This is a genomic window from Pandoraea cepalis (assembly GCF_902459665.1).
GTDB lineage: Bacteria > Pseudomonadota > Gammaproteobacteria > Burkholderiales > Burkholderiaceae > Pandoraea > Pandoraea cepalis.
Genome location: NZ_CABPSL010000025.1, coordinates 1 through 17,849 on the forward strand (window position 1 = coordinate 1; position 17,849 = coordinate 17,849).

The window sequence follows — 17,849 nt, forward strand, 5'->3', positions numbered from 1 at the left end:
GTTGCTTGCTCATCAGACACCTCTTCGTGGCGAGTATTTTCGCCTAAATTGGTGTCCGGGGAGATTAGACCACTACACAGGTCGACCTTTGATCTGCAATGAGAAATCTGGACCACCTGGGACGTTAGTTTTTCGGCAAACTTTACCCTTGGAAAAAGGAGGAGTTTGCTATGAAACGCAAGCGCTTTTCAGTCGAGCAGATTGTGGCGGTACTGAAGCAGGCCGAGTTGGGTATGCCGGTGGCCGATCTCATCCGTCACGTCGGTATTTCGGAGCAGACGTTTTATCGCTGGAAGAAGCAATACGCCGGTATGCAGTCAGATCAGGTACGTGAGCTCAAACAGTTGCAAGACGAGAACGCACGACTCAAGAAGCTAGTGGCCGAGCTAAGCCTGGACAAGGCCATTCTGCAGGATGTTGCTTCAAAAAAGTGGTCCGGCCCGCGCTGAGGAAAGACGTGGTGGATTACGTGATAAGCCACTATGGATTGACGATGAGGCGGGCCCGTCGTTTGGTGAAGCAACCTCGCAGCACGCAGTACTACCAAAGCGTGAAAGGATCCTCGGGCCGAGCTTCGTGCCCGCATGCGCGAAATTGCCTACACGCGGGTGCGCCATGGCTATCGGCGCGTGCATGTACTGCTACGGCGTGAAGGCTGGCGGTTGGGCAGGGATCGAGCATACCGGCTGTATTGCGAAGAGCAATTGCAATTACGATCGAAACTGCCCAAGCGCCGCAAGATGGTCGTCACGCGCGTGCAGAAAATCGTGCCGAGCAAACCGAATGATGCCTGGAGTATGGATTTCGTCGCCGATCAACTCGCAGATGGCTCGAAGTTTCGCACGCTGACAGTTGTCGATGTATTCACGAAAGAAGCCCTGGCCATCGAAGTCGGTCAACGGTTGGGGGGGGAGCATGTGGTGTCGGCGCTCAATCGTATCGCGGCCAGACGCGGTGCTCCTCGGCATATTTTCGTAGATAATGGCAGTGAGTTTTTCGGGCGATTGCTCGACATGTGGCATATCACCACAAGTCGAAAATCGATTTCAGTCGCCCAGGAAAGCCCACGGACAATTGCCACATTGAGACGTTTAACGGATCATTCCGTGATGAGTGTCTGAACTTGCATTGGTTCGAGACGCTGGACGAAGCGAAAGCGACTATCGAGGCATGGGGCGGGGACTACAACGAGAGTCGGCCTCACTCAGCTCTTCAAGAGCTGGCGCCGGCCGAATTCGCCCGACAATGGGTGTTTTTACCCGGGTCGACTTGACCCGATACGCCGAAAAACTCGCTCTGGATTTGGCACAGAAAACCAAGCGGGTCAAAGGCCGTGAGTCTCTAGACACCCGTGGTACGAAAAAACCTGCCGGGTGAGTAGCAATACCAACAGTGCACCCGAAAATGAAAAGGGCTTAGCCGAAGCTAAGCCCTTGAATTCGTTTGGTAGGCCGTGCGGGATTCGAACCTGCGACCAACGGATTAAAAGTCCGCTGCTCTACCAGCTGAGCTAACGACCCAACGAAGACCAAAATTATAGCGGCGCTGTCACCATAGTGTCAATACCTGGGTGGCGCGACGGCGGCTCTTTCCGGCGCGATTCGAGTGGTTGTGCGCGGCTTGTGCTCAAACGCTGCGCTCAATGCGCCACATCTGGTACTTGAACGCGCAGACGCCGCCCACGAGAATCGCCGCCGTCGCGAGGAACGAACCCAGCGCCAGCGTCGACACGCCCGACAACCCCTGACCGACCGTGCAGCCCAAGGCGGTCACGCCGCCGAAGCCCATCAGTACGCCACCCACCATGTGATTCGCCGTGTCTTCCGTGCCCTGAAAACCTTCCCAACGGAAATTGCGCGACACCAGTGCATAGACGAACGACCCGGCAATCACACCCAACACACTCGAAATGCCCAACGTGATGACGTTGCTCGTGTCGCTCCACATCATCAGCCAATACATCGTGTACGCGAGCGGCGAGACGAACGACAACGCTTCCATCTTCCCGGAATTCGTGGCAACGAAACTCTCCTCCAACGTATTCGGATTCTCCGCCACGTACCCTAACTTGCCCGAGACGTACCACAATGCCACGATGATCGCGCCCACGACGAGGCCGCCCAGCAGATTATCGAACGTCCAGAATTCGCGTCGTGCGAGCGCCGCGATCACGAACGCCCCGCCAATCGCCAACCCGAGAATGAGCTGTGCGCGGTGTACGTCGCCACCGAACCAGCCGCCCAGCAATGTCGGCAAATCCTGCGATGTCGCAAACGTGGTTTGCACGCTATCGATGGCCGTCACGCGCAATACCGCGAACAAGCCCTTGAGCGTCATGTAGCCCGACAGACCGATCATCACGAAAACCAGCAGCGACTTCAGATTCCCACCGCCGATGCGCACCAGTGTCTTGCTGCCGCAACCGGACGCCAGCACCATGCCGAAACCGAACAGCCAGCCGCCAACGAGATACGACAGCCAGGTAAAGCGCGGCGTCGTGTAAATCGCCTTGATAGGATCGATGACACCCTGCGACGCCAGCGCCCCCGTGCCGATGGTCGCGACACCGATGGCGAGCAGCCACATCCGCATGCGGTTCCAATCGCCGATGTTCACGATGTCGGAGAGCGCGCCCATCGTGCAGAAATGCGTGCGCTGCAGCACAGCGCCAAACACGAAGGCCAGCGCAAAGGTGAACCACACGACGGTGTGGGAGAGGGCGGTGAGATCGACGTCGGTCATTAGGCGAGAAGGCGATGGCGGCCGTGCCCGGCCGTTCGATTCGTTGTCGCGAGCCACGGGGCGTAGCCGGCATGGTAAGTATCAGACGTGCCGCGCGCAGTCTGCGCGCGATCACATCGCGGGTGCGGTCGTCATGCCCTGCAGGCCCAATTGGACCCGCACACATCCCCTGAGACGCCGCGCTTCGAACGCTTGCAAAGCCCGTATTCTACTTGAGGTCGCGGTCGGCATCCGCAAAGCCCGGAAGGATGGGAGCGCCTGGCGGTCGCGGCAGCGTTGACGATGACGGCAACGACGGTGATCCGGCATGCGCTGGAAACGACAACGCCGCCCAAAGGCGGCGTTATGCGTTTGACGAGTGACCTCACACGGCAGGCTGGTTCGCGCAGTCTCCCGCGAGACGTCTTACTTCAGCTTGGCCACACGCTTCTTGGCCTCGGCCGCCGATTCGCTGTCCGGGTACTTGGTCACCAAATCGTGCAACGTTTTCTTCGCTGACGCAATCTGCCCGGATTCCGCCTGGTTGCTGGCGATTGCCAGCATTGCCTCGGCAGCCTTCGGGCTCGTCGGGTACTTCGTCACGATCCCTTGCAGCGTCGCGGTCGACCCCTTCAGATCCTTGTTGGCGTACTGCGCATTGCCAAGCCAGAACTGAGCTTCGGGTTGATACGGGCTGTCGGGATACTTGGCCGAGAAGGTTCGGAATGCCGTTTGCGCACCCTTATAGTCACCATTGCGGAATTTCGTCAGCGCGGCGTCAAAGACATCTTTCTCGCCCGGTTGGACGGTGCCTGTCACGCCGCCGACGGTCATCTGCTGCGGTTCGAATTTCTTCAGTCGACCGTCGAGGTCGTTGTAGAAATCCTTTTGACTCTGTTGCAGGTTCGCAAGCTGGTTTTTCAGATCTTCGTTCTGACCGCGCTGGTCGGCCAGATCACGTTGCAACTGCTGAATCTGATTGTTCAAATCCAGCACGTTGCGCGTGAGCCCCTCGATCCGCTGCTTGTCCGAATCCAGACGGCTGCGGATATCGAGGATCGCTTTGCGCGCCTCGTCGTCATCGAACAATCCGGCATGCGCCAGCGGACTCAGCACCGCAGTGCCGAGCGTCACCGCGCAGATCATGTTTTTAAGCAAACGAGACGTCATGACGATTCAATCAATAAGCCAGATCGGCGCGACGGTCCTGAGCCCAGCTGGCCTCGTCCGTACCCGTTGCCTTTTCCTTGCCCAGCGAAACGGCTTCCATCTGGTTGGTGTTGGCGCCCAGTGCCGACATCGCCTTTACCACCGATTCAGCACGCTTCTGGCCCAGTGCCAGGTTGTACTCGCTCGTGCCGCGCGGGTCGGTATTGCCCTGCACCAGCACGTGGCGCTGCGAGTACTTGTTCAGGAACGCAGCGTGCGCCTGGAGCATCGGGGTGTACTGAGCATCGACGCTGTACTGGTCGAAGCCGAAGTACACGCTGCGCTTGGCGAGCGGGCCGTTCGGGTTGTTCAGTTCGTCAGCCGAGGCGTCGACGGGGGCGACAGCGCGGGCGTCCGTGGCTTGACCCTTGTTGGCGTTAGCCTGGTCGTCGAGCTTCACGCCCGACGAGCAAGCGGCCAGAGCGGCCAGCGAAGAGATGGCGAGGATATTACGAAGCAGGGAACTCATTTGAGCCTCCGATTGATGTTGCTGTTGATGTTATTGCATGAAAGGGCCCCAGGAGGGTTCGCGAACTTCCCCTCCCCGAACCTGAAGAATCTGCCGGGTTTGCCCGTCCACCGAGACTGCCGCGAGAACCTTGCGGCCCCCCGACTGCGTTGCATAAAGAATGTACTTGCCGTTTGCGGCAAAACTCGGTGACTCGTCGTGGCTGGTGTCGGTCAGAGCCGTAACATCGCCAGTACTCATATCCTGCACGCACAGTTTGAATCCGCCGCCTTGTCGCGCAATGAACGCGAGCAACTTGCCGTCGGGACTGATTCGCGGGCTGACGTTGTAACTCCCCTTGAAGGTCACGCGCTGCGCAGCGCCTGCCCCTTCGCCACCGGCCGGCATTTTGTAGATTTGCGGACCACCGCCACGATCGCTCGTGAAGTAGATCCATTTGCCGTCCGGGGAATACTGCGGTTCGGTGTCGATCGCGCCGCTGCGCGACAGACGCTTGAGGCCACCGCCATTGGCGTTGACCTGATAGATCTGGGTGTTGCCGTCGCGCGAAAGGGCCACGGCAAGCTTGCTGCCGTCCGGCGACCACGCGGGCGCCGAGTTGTTGCCCTTCTCGTTGGCCAACACGGCACGACGGCCGGTCGGCAGATCGTGGATGTACACGACGGGCTTGCGCTTCTCGAACGAGACGTAGGCGACCTTCGTGCCATCCGGCGACCAGGCCGGTGAGATGATCGGCTCGCGGCTGTTGAGCGCAACGCGCGCATCCTGGCCGTCGGAATCCGAAATCTGCAACTGGTAGTGGTTGCCGCTGTGCAACACGTAGGACAGACGCGTGGCAAACACGCCGCGGTCGCCCAGCAGCTTCTGGTAAATGTAGTCGGCGATCTTGTGCGCCGTCAGACGCAAGTTCGCGGCCGACGAGGTGAGGGCCAGACCGCCGAGCGGTTGTCCGTTCACGGCATCGTACAAACGGAAGCTGACCTGGAAGTTGCCGTTGCCCGCGGGGACGATCGTGCCCGAGACGAAGGCATTCGCCCCCTTGGCGCGCCACGTGCCGAGATCGACCGAATCGTCCACGCCGACGGCGGCGCCGCCCGTATCGATTTGATTGAAGCGCCCGCTGTTGCTCAGGTCGGCCTTGACGACGGACACGATGTCCGTCGGCGCGGCGCCCTTGAAATTGGACACGGCGATCGGGTAACGGTTGGTGCCGACGCCCGTAATGTCAACGGTCAGCGGCGTCTGCGCATGGGCGATCGTGCACGCTGCGGTGAGCCAGGTGGCCACCAGCGCACGCCATGCATATTGACTGGAAATTCGCATGCGTTCGATTGGTCAGTTACGCGGTGCAAGCGCCATTTTTACCACACTCGGATGAAAATGGACTCACGTCGCTCGGTTATCGTTCCCGTTTGACAACACTCTCAGCCTTTTGGGCTGAAGCGAAGGTTGACGCTCGGGGGGGCTTTGCCATTGGTGTCGCGTGGCAATGGATCGGACTTGGTGATAGCGGACTGTACGGCGGCGTCCCAGGCGGGATTGCCGCTCGATTTGACCAGTTGCATGGACAGCACGCTGCCATCCGGCGCCAGACGTACCGAGACGACGGCCGTGGGATTGCCCGTGGTGTCGCCGCCATAAGCAATGTTCGGCTTGACCTTCGCGCGCACGCGATCGGCATAGCCCGCCGACGCTGTGCCGCCTGCGCCCGAGCCCGTACCGCCGGCCTGCGAGCCCAGACCGTTGCCGGTCGCGCCGGCCGTGCCTCCGGCCATCCCGCGCAACGCCGCCAGACGCTGCGCGCGTGCGGCGTCGGCTGCTTTTTGTGCCGCCGCTTCCTGCGCGGCCTTGGCCTTGGCCGCCTTGTCTTGTTGGGCCTTCTTCTCGGCGTCTGCCTTCTTCTGTGCATCGACGAGTTGCTGCTGCTTGAGCGCTTCGGCCTTCTTCGCCGCTTCATCCTTCTGATGCTTCAACTCGTCGGCCTTCTTCTGGTCGGCCAGCTTCTGCTGACGGGCGGCTTCCTCCGCCGCCTTCTTGCGCGCGATGTCGGCTGGTGCCTGCTGCTCGGCAAGTTGCTTCTGCTTGAGCGCTTCCTGACGTGCCTTCTCCTGCTGCGCTTCGAGCAGGCGTGCCTGCTCGGCGGCCTGCTGCTCCTGCTTGCGCTTTTTTTGCTGGAGGGCGATGTCGGCGTCTTCGACCGGCGGCGTGGGCGCGGCCACGGCGGGCGGCGCGGGCGTCGGCGGCGGCGTCACCACGGGCGGCGTCGGCTCCGCGACTTCGGACGGTGTCCACAGCTCGGCCTCTGACCCGGCCGGCGAACTGTTCTGCCAGCGCATGCCATAGAAGAGCAGCGCGAACAGCAGCGCGTGCATGAACAGCGCGAGAAGAAATGCCCGACCCGTGCCCCGCTCGTCGTTGCGTGGGCCGATAGGGCGATTGGCACGGTCGGTGCGGGCTGCGGTGCGGCTCATTTCTGCTTGACGAGCAGGCCCACGCGCTTGACGCCCTGGGCCTTGAGATCGGACATCACGTTCATGACGATTTCATAGCGCACCGACTTGTCGGCGGCGATGACGACCGGCTGATCCGGATTTGCGGCCTGACGCCCTTGCAGGAACCCCGTCAGATCGGCGGCGCCCATGCGCTGCTCGATGGTGTTCTCGCCGTCCTTGTAGCGCACCAGCATCCGGTTGTCGGCCTCGATGTTGACGACCACGGGCGGCGTCTGCTGCTGCGGGCTCGCGTTGGCGACGCTCGGCAGGTTGACGATCGACGGCGCGACCAGCGGCGCGGCCACCATGAAAATGACGAGCAGCACCAACATCACGTCGATGTACGGTACGACGTTGATATCCGCCATGGCGCGACGGCCGCGGCGAGCGTTGCGCATAGAACCTGCCATGTCTCGGCGCTCCCGGAGTGCTTAGTGAATCTGCCGTTGCAGGATGTTGGAGAATTCTTCGACGAAACTTTCGAAGCGGATCGACAGTCGGTCGATGTCGTTGGCGAAGCGGTTGTAGGCGACCACGGCAGGGATTGCGGCGAATAGACCGATGGCAGTCGCCACCAGTGCTTCCGCGATACCGGGCGCTACATTGGCGAGCGTGGCTTGTTGCACGTTCGACAGGCCGCGGAAAGCGTTCATGATACCCCACACCGTGCCGAACAGACCGATGTACGGGCTCACCGAGCCGACCGATGCGAGGAACGGCAGATTGGCTTCGAGCGAGTCCATTTCACGTTGATAGCAAGCGCGCATCGCACGACGCGCGCCGTCCAGAATGGCGCTCGGATCGTGCAGACCCTTCTCGCTCGCCTTGATGTACTCACGCATGCCGGATTCGAAGATGCGTTCGAGCGCCCCCGTCTGATGACGGTTGTTCAGCGCGCTTTGATAGAGCGCCTGAAGGTCGCCACCCGACCAGAAATCGCGTTCGAAGCGCTCGGTCTGGGTGCGGGCGCGGCGAATCGCGAAGATCTTGCGGAAGATGTGGGTCCACGAGAGCAGCGAGAGCAACAGCAGCAGGCCCATGACGGCCTGAGCGAGCACGCTGGCATGCAGGACCAGCGAAATAATGGAAAGGTCTTGATCGGGCATGGTGTGGTTATTGACTGACCGGAATTCTTGTTGTTGGCTTCAGGCGGCTGCCGAACGGGGCGGCTCACCCGCTGCGGCGGCCGACAGCATGGCGAGGCGCACGTTCGCGGGAATCTTGCCTGGGCGCAGCGTGTTGGCCGCCACACAGCCGATTTTGATGCTGCCGCGCACCAACAGTTCGCTGCTGCCGTCCGGCGCGTCTCGCCAGGCTTCCTGGTGAAAATCGACAGAGGCGCCGCCAACGCGCTCGATGCGGCTTTTGATGGTGAGGAGATCGTCCAGCCGGGCGGGGGCCAGATAGTCGAGTGCGGTTGCACGCACAATGAAAATCATGCCGGTTTCGCGGGCCAGCGCGAGTTGCTCGATGCCGAGCGAACGAAGCCACTCGGTTCGGGCCCGTTCAAAGAATTTCAGATAGTTGGCATAGAAGACGACGCCTCCGGCGTCCGTGTCCTCGTAGTAAACGCGAATTGACCAACAGGTATCAAAATCAGCCATGCCGCGCATTGTAGCGGAACCTGAGACCAACGCCAGTCACGGAAACACAATTTTTCAAACGGTAACGATGGCCTCATGTTTACGGGGAATTACTGAAAGCCCCGCGGTGCACCAAACTGGGGCCAATTTGCGCGGATCCCCCGTGTGGCGGGGGATTGCGCTGGCGCCCGAGGGCTGCCCATCTTTATAATGGTGGCTCGCAAGCCCCCTGAATTTCAGACAGGACCCCGCGGGTGCCCCCTGCTTCGTGCGCCCCTGGGTTCCCTCATAGCGAATCAACCTGCGAGGCCCTCGAATTGACTTCCCCTTCATCGCAAGCAACGTCTGTCCGTGTCGCGTTTCTCGGCCTGGGCGTGATGGGTTATCCCATGGCCGGTCATCTGCAACGTGCCGGTCATCAGGTCACGGTCTATAACCGCACGGCCGCCAAGGCGCAGCAATGGGCCAACGAGTATGGCGGTGCGGCCGTCGCCACGCCGGCCGAGGCAGCGCGCGACGCCGATATCGTGGCCGCCTGCGTCGGCAATGACGACGACCTGCGCAGTATCGTGCTCGGTGAGCACGGCGCCTTCGCCGGCATGAAGGCGAACGCCGTCTTCGTCGACCACACAACGGCCTCGGCCGACGTGGCACGCGAACTCTATGCCGCCGCGCGCGCGAAGGGGCTGCACTTCGTCGACGCCCCCGTCTCGGGTGGCGAAGCCGGTGCCAGGAACGGCGTGCTGACGATCATGTGCGGCGGCGACGCGCCGGCGTTCGACCGGGTGGCCCCGACGCTGGGCGCCTACGGCCGAGCCGTCACGCGCGTGGGCGAGGCCGGCGCGGGGCAGGTGGCCAAGATGGTCAATCAGATCTGCATCGCCGGTCTCGTGCAGGGACTGTCGGAAGCGATCCACTTCGGCCAGCGTGCCGGTCTGGACATGCCGCTCGTGCTCGACGTCATCAGCAAAGGGGCGGCAGCGAGCTGGCAAATGGACAATCGCGGGCAGACGATGATCGACGGCAAGTTCGATTTCGGCTTCGCGGTGGACTGGATGCGCAAGGATCTGGGTCTCTGCCTGGCCGAAGCACAGCGCAACGGCGTGTCGCTGCCGGTCACGGCGCTCGTCGACCAGTTCTATGGGGATGTGCAGTCGCTCGGCGGTTCGCGCTGGGACACCTCGAGCCTGATTCATCGGTTGCGCGTGTTGTCGGGCAAGGCCTGAGCGGCACCGTCGGGGGTCGCCGCCGCGGTCGCGACCCTGGCATGCCGGTAGCGAGCGGGGCGACGGCGGGCGACCGGCGGCAGGCCGGGTCGTCGCCCGCCGTCGGTGGGCGGTCGGCAGTCGATATCCGGTATTTGGCATATCTCCGGGTTTGTCTCCAATCGTCAACGAAGGCCGATTGGCACTAGAATGCGGAAAACGGGACGTCGCGGTGCGACGGCATGGCGGCGTGGCAGCTTGGGAGCGGGCTGGGGCGGTGGCGTGTCGACGTTGAGCAGCAGGGAGACCGCCGCGAGCGATAACGATTCAGAACACAACTCGACCCCGAGACCCCAGTACCGACATGAGCAATCAGTCGAACGCCGCGGCCGTCCGCGCATTTCGCATTCTCGAAATTCTCAGTGCGTCAGGCACGCCAATGACCTTGGCGGAAATTGTCGCCGCCATCGGTCTGCCCAAGCAGACGGTGCATCGCATTCTCAAGCAGCTCGAAGCGGCGTTTCTCGTGTCGCGCGAAGCCGGCAGCCGGCATTACGAGCCGTCGTCGCGGGTGCGCGCGATGGCCGTCAATGCGTTGATGCACGTCGGCCCTGCGGCGGCGCGTCATGCGATTCTTCAGCAACTGGTCGACAAGCTGGGTGAGACGTGCAATCTGTCGATGCTCTCGGGCGACGACCTGGTCTACCTCGACCGAGTCGAGACGGATTGGTCGCGTCAGCTCAAGCTCGCGCCGGGCTCGCGTGTGCCGTTGCATTGCACGGCGAGCGGCAAGCTGCTGCTGGCGTTCCTGCCTCGCGCGCGCCGCGAGAAGTTGATCGCGCATCTGCCGCTGCGACCGCGTGCAGAGAACACCATCACAGATCTCGAGGACTTGCGCGAGGAGTTGAGCGAGACGCGCAAGCGCCGGGTCGGCACCAACAATGAAGAGCATGTGCCGGGCATGATCGCCGTGGCCGTGCCCGTGATGCTCGACCGCAATCGCGCATGTGCGGCCATCGCGGTGCAGGCGAGCGCGCAGCGCCGCACGCTTGACGCGCTCATGACGTTTCTGCCGGAACTTCAGGCGGCGGCTGAGGCGATGGCGGCCACGTTCAACGAGTAGGCTGGGCGCTGCGAGGCGACACTGAGATGCCTCGGCGCCGCGCCACCACGCCACTGGCACGCTACGACACCACGACGCCACCCCAAGCCATCACGACACCCACCGCTAGTGGGCCTGCGCGGAACTTGTGGCGACCGACGACATCGACGCCGGTGCGGGGGTGTCGGCCGTCGCGGTCGCGAAGATTTGTTCGAGTTGCTTCGCGCCCTGCGCCGACTCCGCGCGCATGCGCGGGCCGATGAAGATCGGATCGAGCATCAATAACAGAAGATTCGGCGTGCGATAGACGACGTCGCGCTCGAAGCGCGTACCCGTGCCGTCGGGCGTGAGCGTGTAGCGGACCTCTCCCGACGGACGTCGGTTCATCTCGCCCTCGAGACGCCATTCGAGCGGCGGCTTCGCCTCGACGACCTTCCAGTGAATGATGCCGTGACGTCCCGCGAGGCGAAACTCTTCGGCGACTTTTTCCCCCACGACGAGCGAGTGATCGGTCGCGCCCTGCACGGCGAGCGACGCCGGATGCCATTTCGGCCAATTGGCCGGCGTGGTCACGTAGTCGTAGACGGCCTGCGGCGGCGCCTGCACCGTGACCGTGCTCACGATGTGGGTCTGGCGCTCGAACGGCAGGGGCAGCAGCGAGAGCAGGGCGACGACGACGGCCGCCCCGAGGAAGAACAGGAAGACCCGCTTCATCGGTGCGCGCTCACGCACCGGAAGGCGAATCGAGTTCGACATCGACCATCAGGTCGTCGGCCAGACTTTCGAGCGTCTCGCGCAGCGATTCCGTGCTGACGCTCGCGGGAACGTGCAGGCGGGCAGTCGCGCGAAACAGCGTGCCGCCCGACATCGATCCTTCGACGCATTCCGTGGCGAGTTCATCGATGCTGATGCCGCGCGAGAAGAGCACATGCGAAATTTCCCTGACGATTCCCGGATGATCCTGCCCGACGAGATCGAGCTGAAGCGCGCGTGCGGCCGGGTCGGCGGCGGCGCTCTGGGCGCGCGTGACAGCGATGCGCAGGCCTTGGGTTTCCATCGCCTGCAGGGCTTGCGTGAGCGCGTCGGCGTGTTCGTCGGGGACTTGCAGGTGGATGATGCCGGCGAACTGGCCGGCCAGATTGGCCAGACGGCTCTCCAGCCAGTTGGCACCGGCGGCGCTCGCGCGATCGGCGATCGCGTTGACCAGACCCGGACGATCCGGGCCAATTACATTGAGAATCAGGGACGTCGTCATCACAGGCTCCGTCGAAACTGAGGGGCAAGAGGCGGCGCAGACAGCGCGCTCGTTCTCCAATGGGGAGCGATGCGCGCAGCAGGTTCAAGTGTAGTGCAATCGTGCGGTGTGCCGCTACGGCATGCCCGCCAATCCATCTACACCGCAACCCCGTGCCGAGTGGTCCAGCGTTGCCAAGCCTCGACAAACATCGTGCCCACTGCGATGCCGAGCGCGGCCCCTGCGAGCGCATCGCTGGTCCAGTGATAAGCGGCGGCGAGCTGGCCGAAGGCCGTCAGCGCAACGGCAACGGCGCACGGCCAGCGCAGCGCAGGGTGTCGCAGCGCGAGCACGGTGGCGAACGCCAGCATGACGGTGAGATGCCCCGAGGGGAACGACGCATACGCGGCACCATCGCCGCCGAACCACCGGAATTGGAACACGCCGTCGCGCAGATAAGACGGATTGTCATGAACCCACGTGGCCGGCCACGTCCGCCCGAAAGCGAACTTCAGGCCTTGCTTGAGCACGCTGCCAACGCCCACGGCACCCGCCGCAAGCCACAGCGTCGTCGCCCACGCCGGGAGGCGGTGTCGCCAGACGAGCGCGGCGCCAACGATCCCAAACGTCGGCCAGGCCAGCACAAACAGCGGCGAGGGCAACTCCGCTATGTGCTGAATCCACCGCGTACCTTGCGTATGCACGTGCGCGAAGTCCACCACCGGACGGTCGATCCACGGGATGGCGACCAATGCCAGCAACAAGCACGCGAACGCGCTCAGCCAAGCGGTACGCAGGCAAAGCGAGGCGACGGCAGGGGCGGCGGAGGCGGGCGCTAGCTCGTTCATGACGCGATGTCGGTAGAAAAATGGAACCGGATCCGAGCGGACCCCGGCGGAATCGACCGTCGGTGAAACCGCGCCATGGTAACCGTCATTGATGACAATGGGGCAACGTTTTCCCTGGACGGGGGGGCTTATGTGCCGGTCTGTGCCGTCATTGCGATTTGATGACGATCAGGGCACCCGTGTTGCGCGCATGAGATGCTCGCCCGGCAAGGAAACGAAAGATTTTTTGCTTGGCGAGTGGCCATCGTCCTACAATCGTCCCCTACGTAAAAGTCGTGTGCCAGCCCGATGTCACAAGGCACAGCGGGCGGTTTTCAGGGGGAGGGCGTGATGAAAGGCCGTTGTCTGTGCGGCGCGGACGCCTATGAAGCGGACCCGTTTTCCGGCCCCTTTGCCCATCGTTCCTGTGGCACCTGCCGAAACGCGCGCGGGGCGGCGTTCACCACGGCGACGACGACGCTGCGTGAGCATTTCCGCGTCCGGCGTGGCGCGGACCGAGTGGCGTCGTTCCGATCGTAGTGGATGTTGTGGTGGGCTTGACAAAACAAAACCAATATCGCTTGCGGGGGCAGTAGTGAACCGGGGATTCGAGAGCATCATTGATCGTCTGGCGCGTGAGTTTTGGCGCGCCGCGCACGTGCGCGAACAACAGCGTGCGCAAATGCTGGCGCGCTCGCTGGCGGAAGTCCGTGCCGTGGATCAGGCGCAGCGGGCCGCGGAAGCTGCGCCGGTCAACGACGCCGCCGCGCGCGAACGCGCGCAAGTGGCGTGGCGACAAGCCGAAGCGGCCGCGCAGGGCGCTCAGGCCAAACTGGAGGTCGCGCGGCTGGAGCGTTTGCTCGCCGACGGTCTCGCGCGCGATCTGCGCATTGCGCCGGCCGACCTGCGCGCAAGCACCACGCCGCCGGTGCTCGATACCCGGCATCTCCCGAAGATTTTGCCCAAGCCCGAGTGGGAAGCCTTCGCGCCCGAGAAGCCGGGCCGGCTCGCGCTGGCCATGCCGGGCGCGTCGGGGCGTTACGAGCAAGCCGTCGCCAAGGCGCGTGGCGAGTTCGTTCATGCGGAACGCGAGCATGAGGCATCGAAGGTTCGCCGAGCGCAGGGTTCGATGATTCTCCAGATCGCGCAGCAAAAGGCCACGGAAGCTGCACGGGCCGAGAGTTCACGTCACAACGCGGCCGTGGCCGATTTCGAAGGGGCACTGTTGCGCGGCGAAGCGGCGGCCATCACGGGCTATGCGCGCATTGTGCTCAGCCGCAGTCCGTATCCCGAAGCATTCACGCAGACGCTCGCGGCGCACTACGTCGAGAATCACAAGCTGCTCGCCATCGGCTATGACGTGCCGCCGCTCGACGCCGCCGTGCCCGTCGCGTTCGACTATCACTACCATGCCGCGCAGGGGCGCGTGGAGGGCGTGCCGGCAAGCGATGCGGTCCGCGCGAAGGTGTATGCCAACGCGTTGCGCCAGCTCGTCCTCCGCTCGCTGCACGAGTTGTTCTCGGCCGATCCGCTGCGTCAGGTGAACGCCATCGTCTTCAATGCGTACGCCAGCGATGGCGATACGCGCGTGTGTCTGGCGAGCGTCCATGTGGCGCGCGCCGACTTCGCGGCGCTCACCTTGGCCGAGGGCGATCCGGCGGAACATTTGGCGGCGCTGGGGGCGCGCGTATCAGCGTGCCCCGAGGCGCTGGAGGCGGTCGCGCCGGTGGCCGGCGTCGACATGACGAAGGTCGTCACGGACGCCGACGTCGCCGTCGACCGCCGCTTCAATCTGATGACACTCACCGACAAGGACTTCACGCAGGTGATGTTCCACCTGCTGCGCTCGCACGGTTTCGAAGGGCCGCCGCTGCTGCCCGGCGAGCAGGCGGGCATGCTGACCTGCCGTGCGTGGGATCCGCATCCGATTTTCGGGGGCGACGTTGTCGTGCACGTCTATCGCGACATGCACCACGGCGCACGTCTGGAGATCGCCGCCGCGCGCACCATGCTCGCCGAGATGCAGAAGATTGGCGCCGCCCGTGGCATGTTGATTACCACGGGGGCGTTCGACGATGGGGTGGAAGAGTTCGCACGCGATCGTCGCATCGAGCTGCTCGCCGGACATCATCTGGTCTTCCTGCTCAAGGAGAACGCGGGCGTCGATGCCAGCGTCGGGGTGCCCGAGGCACTCGCCCCCGCCGCCGCGCCGCTCTGACCGTATTGTGGCACCAAGAAAATGATCGGTTTTGGGTCTTTGCCAAGGGCCATGGAAGGGCGTAGGCTCGGCGTCATTCCCTTCCCGCTGCTTTTGTCCGGAGTCGTCGATGTACCAGCCCGTCGCCTTTGCCGAGGATCGCCCTGAAATCCTGCACGACCTCATTCGCACCCATCCGCTTGGCCTGCTCGTCAGCGCCGGTTCGCAGGGGCTGATCGCCGATTCGATTCCGTTTCTGATGTATCCGGAGGAAGGCGAGTTCGGCCTCTTGCGTGGGCATCTGGCGCGGGCCAATCCGCATGCTGCGGCGCTGCGCGGTGTCGACGATTGCCTCGTGGCATTTACCGGCCCGCAAGGGTACATCACCCCCTCGTGGTATGCCGCCAAGGCGGAGCACGGCAAAGTCGTGCCGACCTGGAACTACGCCGCGGTGCATGTGTGGGGCCAACCTCGTGTGATCGACGATACCTCGTGGTTGCGCCGTCTCGTCGGCGATCTCACGCAGTCGCAGGAGCAGCGGCGTGCCGCGCCGTGGGCGGTGGAAGAGGCGCCGGCCGATTTCATCGACGGCATGCTGCGCGCCATCGTCGGCGTGGAAATTCCGATTCGCCGCATCGAAGGTAAATTCAAGATGTCGCAGAATCGCGCGATGCCCGATCGTGTTGGCGTGGTGGACGGCCTGCGCGCCGAAGGCGCATTGAGCGAGCCGTTGGCCGCGCTCGTTGCGCTGCGAGGTGAGGTGTCCGGGGGCTGATGGCGGCGAACGTCCAGCCCGCGGCGCGGTAACGATACGAAACAATTCTCGGGCGCGCCGGACCGGTTGCGTGGGGGCGTCCCCGCATACAATGCGGCAACCCAACTCGGATGCCGCAATGAAGACGCTGCTCCTCGTGCTCGCGCTGGTGCTCTGCGTGCTGTTCCTGGCGCAGGCGTGGCTGCCGAGTGCGCACGCCGACGAGTGCGACAACCTCGGTCCCACCCAGACCCTGCAATGCGCCGCTTACGGTGTGAGCAGTGTCGTCCCCGAATAGCGGTTCATCCGCTACAATCGCACCCCCTCACGTCTTACCGTAAGCAGTGCGATGAAGCAGTCTCGATGGACGGTCACCACGGTGCGCGCAAGCCGCGTGCGCGCGATGGCCGGGCAGTTGGCCGCCTCTCTGGCCCCCCTTACCCGAGTCGGGGTCGTGACGTCCGTCATGACCTTGTCGGGCCATGCAATCGCCGCCGCTTCGGCCTGCGGGGATCATTACTGGGCCGCTACCGCGCCCGACATTACCCAGTCCGCCATGAATCGCGACGTGCGCGAAGTGTGCTTCAGCGCGTTCGGTGTCATGCATTCGGGGGTGACACGTACCCCGCTCTGGTCGGCCGAGCACCTGAGCGCAGCGGGCTTGCGTGACGCGCGCCAGATCTCGCGCGTCAACAATTTCCATGCCGAATCTCGCCTTCCCGCCGATGAGCGGGCCGAGCTTCGCGATTACGTGCGTTCGGGATACGACCGGGGGCACATGGCGCCCTCGGCCGACATGCCGGATGCGCAAGCGCAGTCGGAAAGCTTTTCGCTGTCGAACATGGTGCCCCAGAACAGTGAGAACAATCGATATCTGTGGGCGGGCATCGAGTCGAGCGTGCGCAAGCTTGCGCAGGATCGCGGCGAGTTGTTCGTCATTACGGGCCCGCTGTTCAAGGGCAAGTCGATCACGCAGGTCGGCGATCGGGTGATGGTGCCCACGCAGCTCTACAAGGTCGTCTACGACCCGAAGCGCAAACAGGCCGGTGCCTATCTGGTGGCGAACGAGGCCACGAGCGACTATTCGGTGGTGAGCGTGGCGGAACTCGAGACGCTCGCCGGCATCGACTTCTTCCCCGGCATGCCGTCGGACGTCAAGCGCACGGCCATGCGCCTGCCTGCGCCCAAGGCGGCCGGCGGCAAGCGCAAGCGCGATCCGAGCGTGCCGTCGTATCGCGAGGTGCAGACGGTGCTCGATTTCTTGCGTACGATCATTCGCTAGGCATGACGCCGATCGCCACAGGCGTTGTCCTTGCCCCGCCACGAGGATGGCCACCCCGTCGGCCGATCTCAACTGACTGACTATCCCTCGATTCAGGAGTCCCGAATGTCCACGTCGTCTTCTGCCAATGCCGCGTTCGTCCCGTTCGCCAATGATGCCGACGCGCTCACGCTGGGTGAGCTGAACGTCGAAAACCATACGGACCACGTCGCGCTCTTCGGCAATCTTGAGATTCGCCGTGATGCCGAAGGGCTGCGTCAGGCGCAGACGCTCAAGGCGGTGCTCGACGCCGTGGTCGCGACGCTCTCCCGCGCCGATCTGCCGGCCCAGGCGGGCGCGCCGGGCGGCACGACGGCGCGACAGGTGAAGAATCCGTTCGAATCGTGACCCTGGCGGGGAGGGGGGGGCGCATTTCCTTCCCCCGGATTTACCCCAGCTTTGTCGCTTATTCGAACAATCGATGTTGCGCTGCACGATACCGCGCACCGGACACGCCTACGCTGCTTCGAACACCCGGGTCGTCCGGCCGGCCACCGCTGTCACACCTGCGACATGACTGGCCCCGTCGCACCAGTTGAAATCCATAATTCCAAGATCCATGCGGGTTGCGCGACAACTTGTCGCACCTGCGACATTGTGTCGCATTGACACGTCATCTCATAAATCTCGAGTTGCGTCGTAGGAGCGGTCTTCAACCTCACTCGCCCCCGTCTCTGAATCCATCAAAATCAAGCCGTTGGCTTGCGGCGACGCAGCACGGATGGGGGGTTTACG

Annotated in this window: 19 protein-coding genes, 1 tRNA gene and 1 pseudogene; 9 read left to right on the forward strand and 12 right to left on the reverse strand. The window is 63.4% G+C overall.

Annotated features, from left to right (window positions below):
* Positions 1-170: 170 nt before the first annotated feature.
* Positions 171-1,273: pseudogene (locus PCE31106_RS21810) on the forward strand (IS3 family transposase).
* Between the two features lie 171 nt (positions 1,274-1,444).
* On the opposite strand, the gene PCE31106_RS21815 reads toward PCE31106_RS21810, so the two are convergent.
* The 9 genes from PCE31106_RS21815 to ybgC all read right to left on the reverse strand — a co-directional run bounded on the left by PCE31106_RS21815 (position 1,445) and on the right by ybgC (position 8,495).
* Positions 1,445-1,520: transfer RNA gene (locus PCE31106_RS21815), tRNA-Lys, on the reverse strand.
* Between the two features lie 106 nt (positions 1,521-1,626).
* Positions 1,627-2,742, reverse strand: a complete 1,116-nt coding sequence (locus tag PCE31106_RS21820) for a YeeE/YedE family protein (protein WP_150564634.1) — start codon at positions 2,740-2,742, stop codon at positions 1,627-1,629.
* Positions 2,743-3,147: 405 nt separating this feature from the next.
* Positions 3,148-3,891 (reverse strand): tol-pal system protein YbgF, encoded by a 744-nt coding sequence (gene ybgF / locus PCE31106_RS21825; protein WP_039830593.1) that lies wholly within the window; start codon positions 3,889-3,891, stop codon positions 3,148-3,150.
* 10 nt (positions 3,892-3,901) lie between these two features.
* Positions 3,902-4,399, reverse strand: coding sequence for an OmpA family protein (locus tag PCE31106_RS21830; protein ID WP_017235174.1), 498 nt, complete (start codon positions 4,397-4,399; stop codon positions 3,902-3,904).
* 30 nt (positions 4,400-4,429) lie between these two features.
* On the reverse strand, positions 4,430-5,722 hold the full coding sequence (gene tolB, locus PCE31106_RS21835; protein WP_017235173.1) for a Tol-Pal system beta propeller repeat protein TolB: 1,293 nt from the start codon (positions 5,720-5,722) through the stop codon (positions 4,430-4,432).
* 101 nt (positions 5,723-5,823) lie between these two features.
* A complete protein-coding gene (tolA, locus tag PCE31106_RS21840; protein WP_150564635.1) occupies positions 5,824-6,870 on the reverse strand; it encodes a cell envelope integrity protein TolA in 1,047 nt (348 codons plus the stop codon).
* A complete protein-coding gene (gene tolR, locus PCE31106_RS21845; protein ID WP_026132193.1) occupies positions 6,867-7,301 on the reverse strand; it encodes a protein TolR in 435 nt (144 codons plus the stop codon). Before tolR ends, tolA begins: the two co-directional genes overlap by 4 nt.
* Before the next feature lie 21 nt (positions 7,302-7,322).
* Positions 7,323-7,997 carry a protein TolQ gene (tolQ, locus tag PCE31106_RS21850; RefSeq protein ID WP_150551314.1) on the reverse strand — a complete coding sequence of 225 codons (675 nt, stop codon included), beginning with the start codon at positions 7,995-7,997 and terminating at the stop codon, positions 7,323-7,325.
* Between the two features lie 39 nt (positions 7,998-8,036).
* Complete coding sequence (gene ybgC / locus PCE31106_RS21855; RefSeq protein ID WP_026132192.1) at positions 8,037-8,495, reverse strand: tol-pal system-associated acyl-CoA thioesterase; 459 nt, start codon at positions 8,493-8,495, stop codon at positions 8,037-8,039.
* 296 nt (positions 8,496-8,791) lie between these two features.
* On the opposite strand from ybgC, the gene PCE31106_RS21860 reads away from it, so the two are divergent.
* Together PCE31106_RS21860 and PCE31106_RS21865 are read left to right on the forward strand one after the other, a co-directional pair.
* Complete coding sequence (locus PCE31106_RS21860; RefSeq protein ID WP_150564636.1) at positions 8,792-9,700, forward strand: NAD(P)-dependent oxidoreductase; 909 nt, start codon at positions 8,792-8,794, stop codon at positions 9,698-9,700.
* A gap of 343 nt (positions 9,701-10,043) precedes the next feature.
* The gene (locus PCE31106_RS21865; RefSeq protein ID WP_017235167.1) at positions 10,044-10,802 is read left to right on the forward strand and encodes an IclR family transcriptional regulator; all 759 of its coding nucleotides are present in this window, start codon (positions 10,044-10,046) and stop codon (positions 10,800-10,802) included.
* A 105-nt stretch (positions 10,803-10,907) separates the two neighbouring features.
* Here the strand turns inward: PCE31106_RS21865 and PCE31106_RS21870 are convergent, their stop codons facing one another.
* From PCE31106_RS21870 to PCE31106_RS21880, 3 genes are all read right to left on the reverse strand, one after another.
* On the reverse strand, positions 10,908-11,537 hold the full coding sequence (locus tag PCE31106_RS21870; RefSeq protein WP_017235166.1) for an SRPBCC family protein: 630 nt from the start codon (positions 11,535-11,537) through the stop codon (positions 10,908-10,910).
* Complete coding sequence (locus tag PCE31106_RS21875) at positions 11,506-12,036, reverse strand: glycine cleavage system transcriptional repressor (protein WP_017235165.1); 531 nt, start codon at positions 12,034-12,036, stop codon at positions 11,506-11,508. Before PCE31106_RS21875 ends, PCE31106_RS21870 begins: the two co-directional genes overlap by 32 nt.
* Positions 12,037-12,173: 137 nt before the next feature.
* Positions 12,174-12,863 carry a phosphatase PAP2 family protein gene (locus PCE31106_RS21880; RefSeq protein ID WP_150564637.1) on the reverse strand — a complete coding sequence of 230 codons (690 nt, stop codon included), beginning with the start codon at positions 12,861-12,863 and terminating at the stop codon, positions 12,174-12,176.
* Positions 12,864-13,193: 330 nt separating this feature from the next.
* Here PCE31106_RS21880 and PCE31106_RS24655 point away from each other — a divergent pair, with 330 nt between their 5' ends.
* The 6 genes from PCE31106_RS24655 (at position 13,194) to PCE31106_RS21900 (ending at position 17,462) form a co-directional block, all read left to right on the forward strand.
* Positions 13,194-13,382, forward strand: a complete 189-nt coding sequence (locus tag PCE31106_RS24655; protein ID WP_437343840.1) for a GFA family protein — start codon at positions 13,194-13,196, stop codon at positions 13,380-13,382.
* A 55-nt stretch (positions 13,383-13,437) separates the two neighbouring features.
* A complete protein-coding gene (locus tag PCE31106_RS21885; protein WP_150564638.1) occupies positions 13,438-15,060 on the forward strand; it encodes a restriction endonuclease in 1,623 nt (540 codons plus the stop codon).
* A gap of 109 nt (positions 15,061-15,169) precedes the next feature.
* Complete coding sequence (locus tag PCE31106_RS21890) at positions 15,170-15,814, forward strand: FMN-binding negative transcriptional regulator (protein ID WP_150564639.1); 645 nt, start codon at positions 15,170-15,172, stop codon at positions 15,812-15,814.
* Between the two features lie 118 nt (positions 15,815-15,932).
* Positions 15,933-16,091 (forward strand): hypothetical protein, encoded by a 159-nt coding sequence (locus PCE31106_RS24085; RefSeq protein ID WP_174975362.1) that lies wholly within the window; start codon positions 15,933-15,935, stop codon positions 16,089-16,091.
* 51 nt (positions 16,092-16,142) lie between these two features.
* Entirely contained in the window at positions 16,143-17,075 is a 933-nt protein-coding gene (locus PCE31106_RS21895; RefSeq protein ID WP_254441248.1) for a DNA/RNA non-specific endonuclease, read from the forward strand.
* 105 nt (positions 17,076-17,180) lie between these two features.
* Positions 17,181-17,462, forward strand: coding sequence for a hypothetical protein (locus PCE31106_RS21900; protein ID WP_150564640.1), 282 nt, complete (start codon positions 17,181-17,183; stop codon positions 17,460-17,462).
* Positions 17,463-17,849 lie beyond the last annotated feature (387 nt).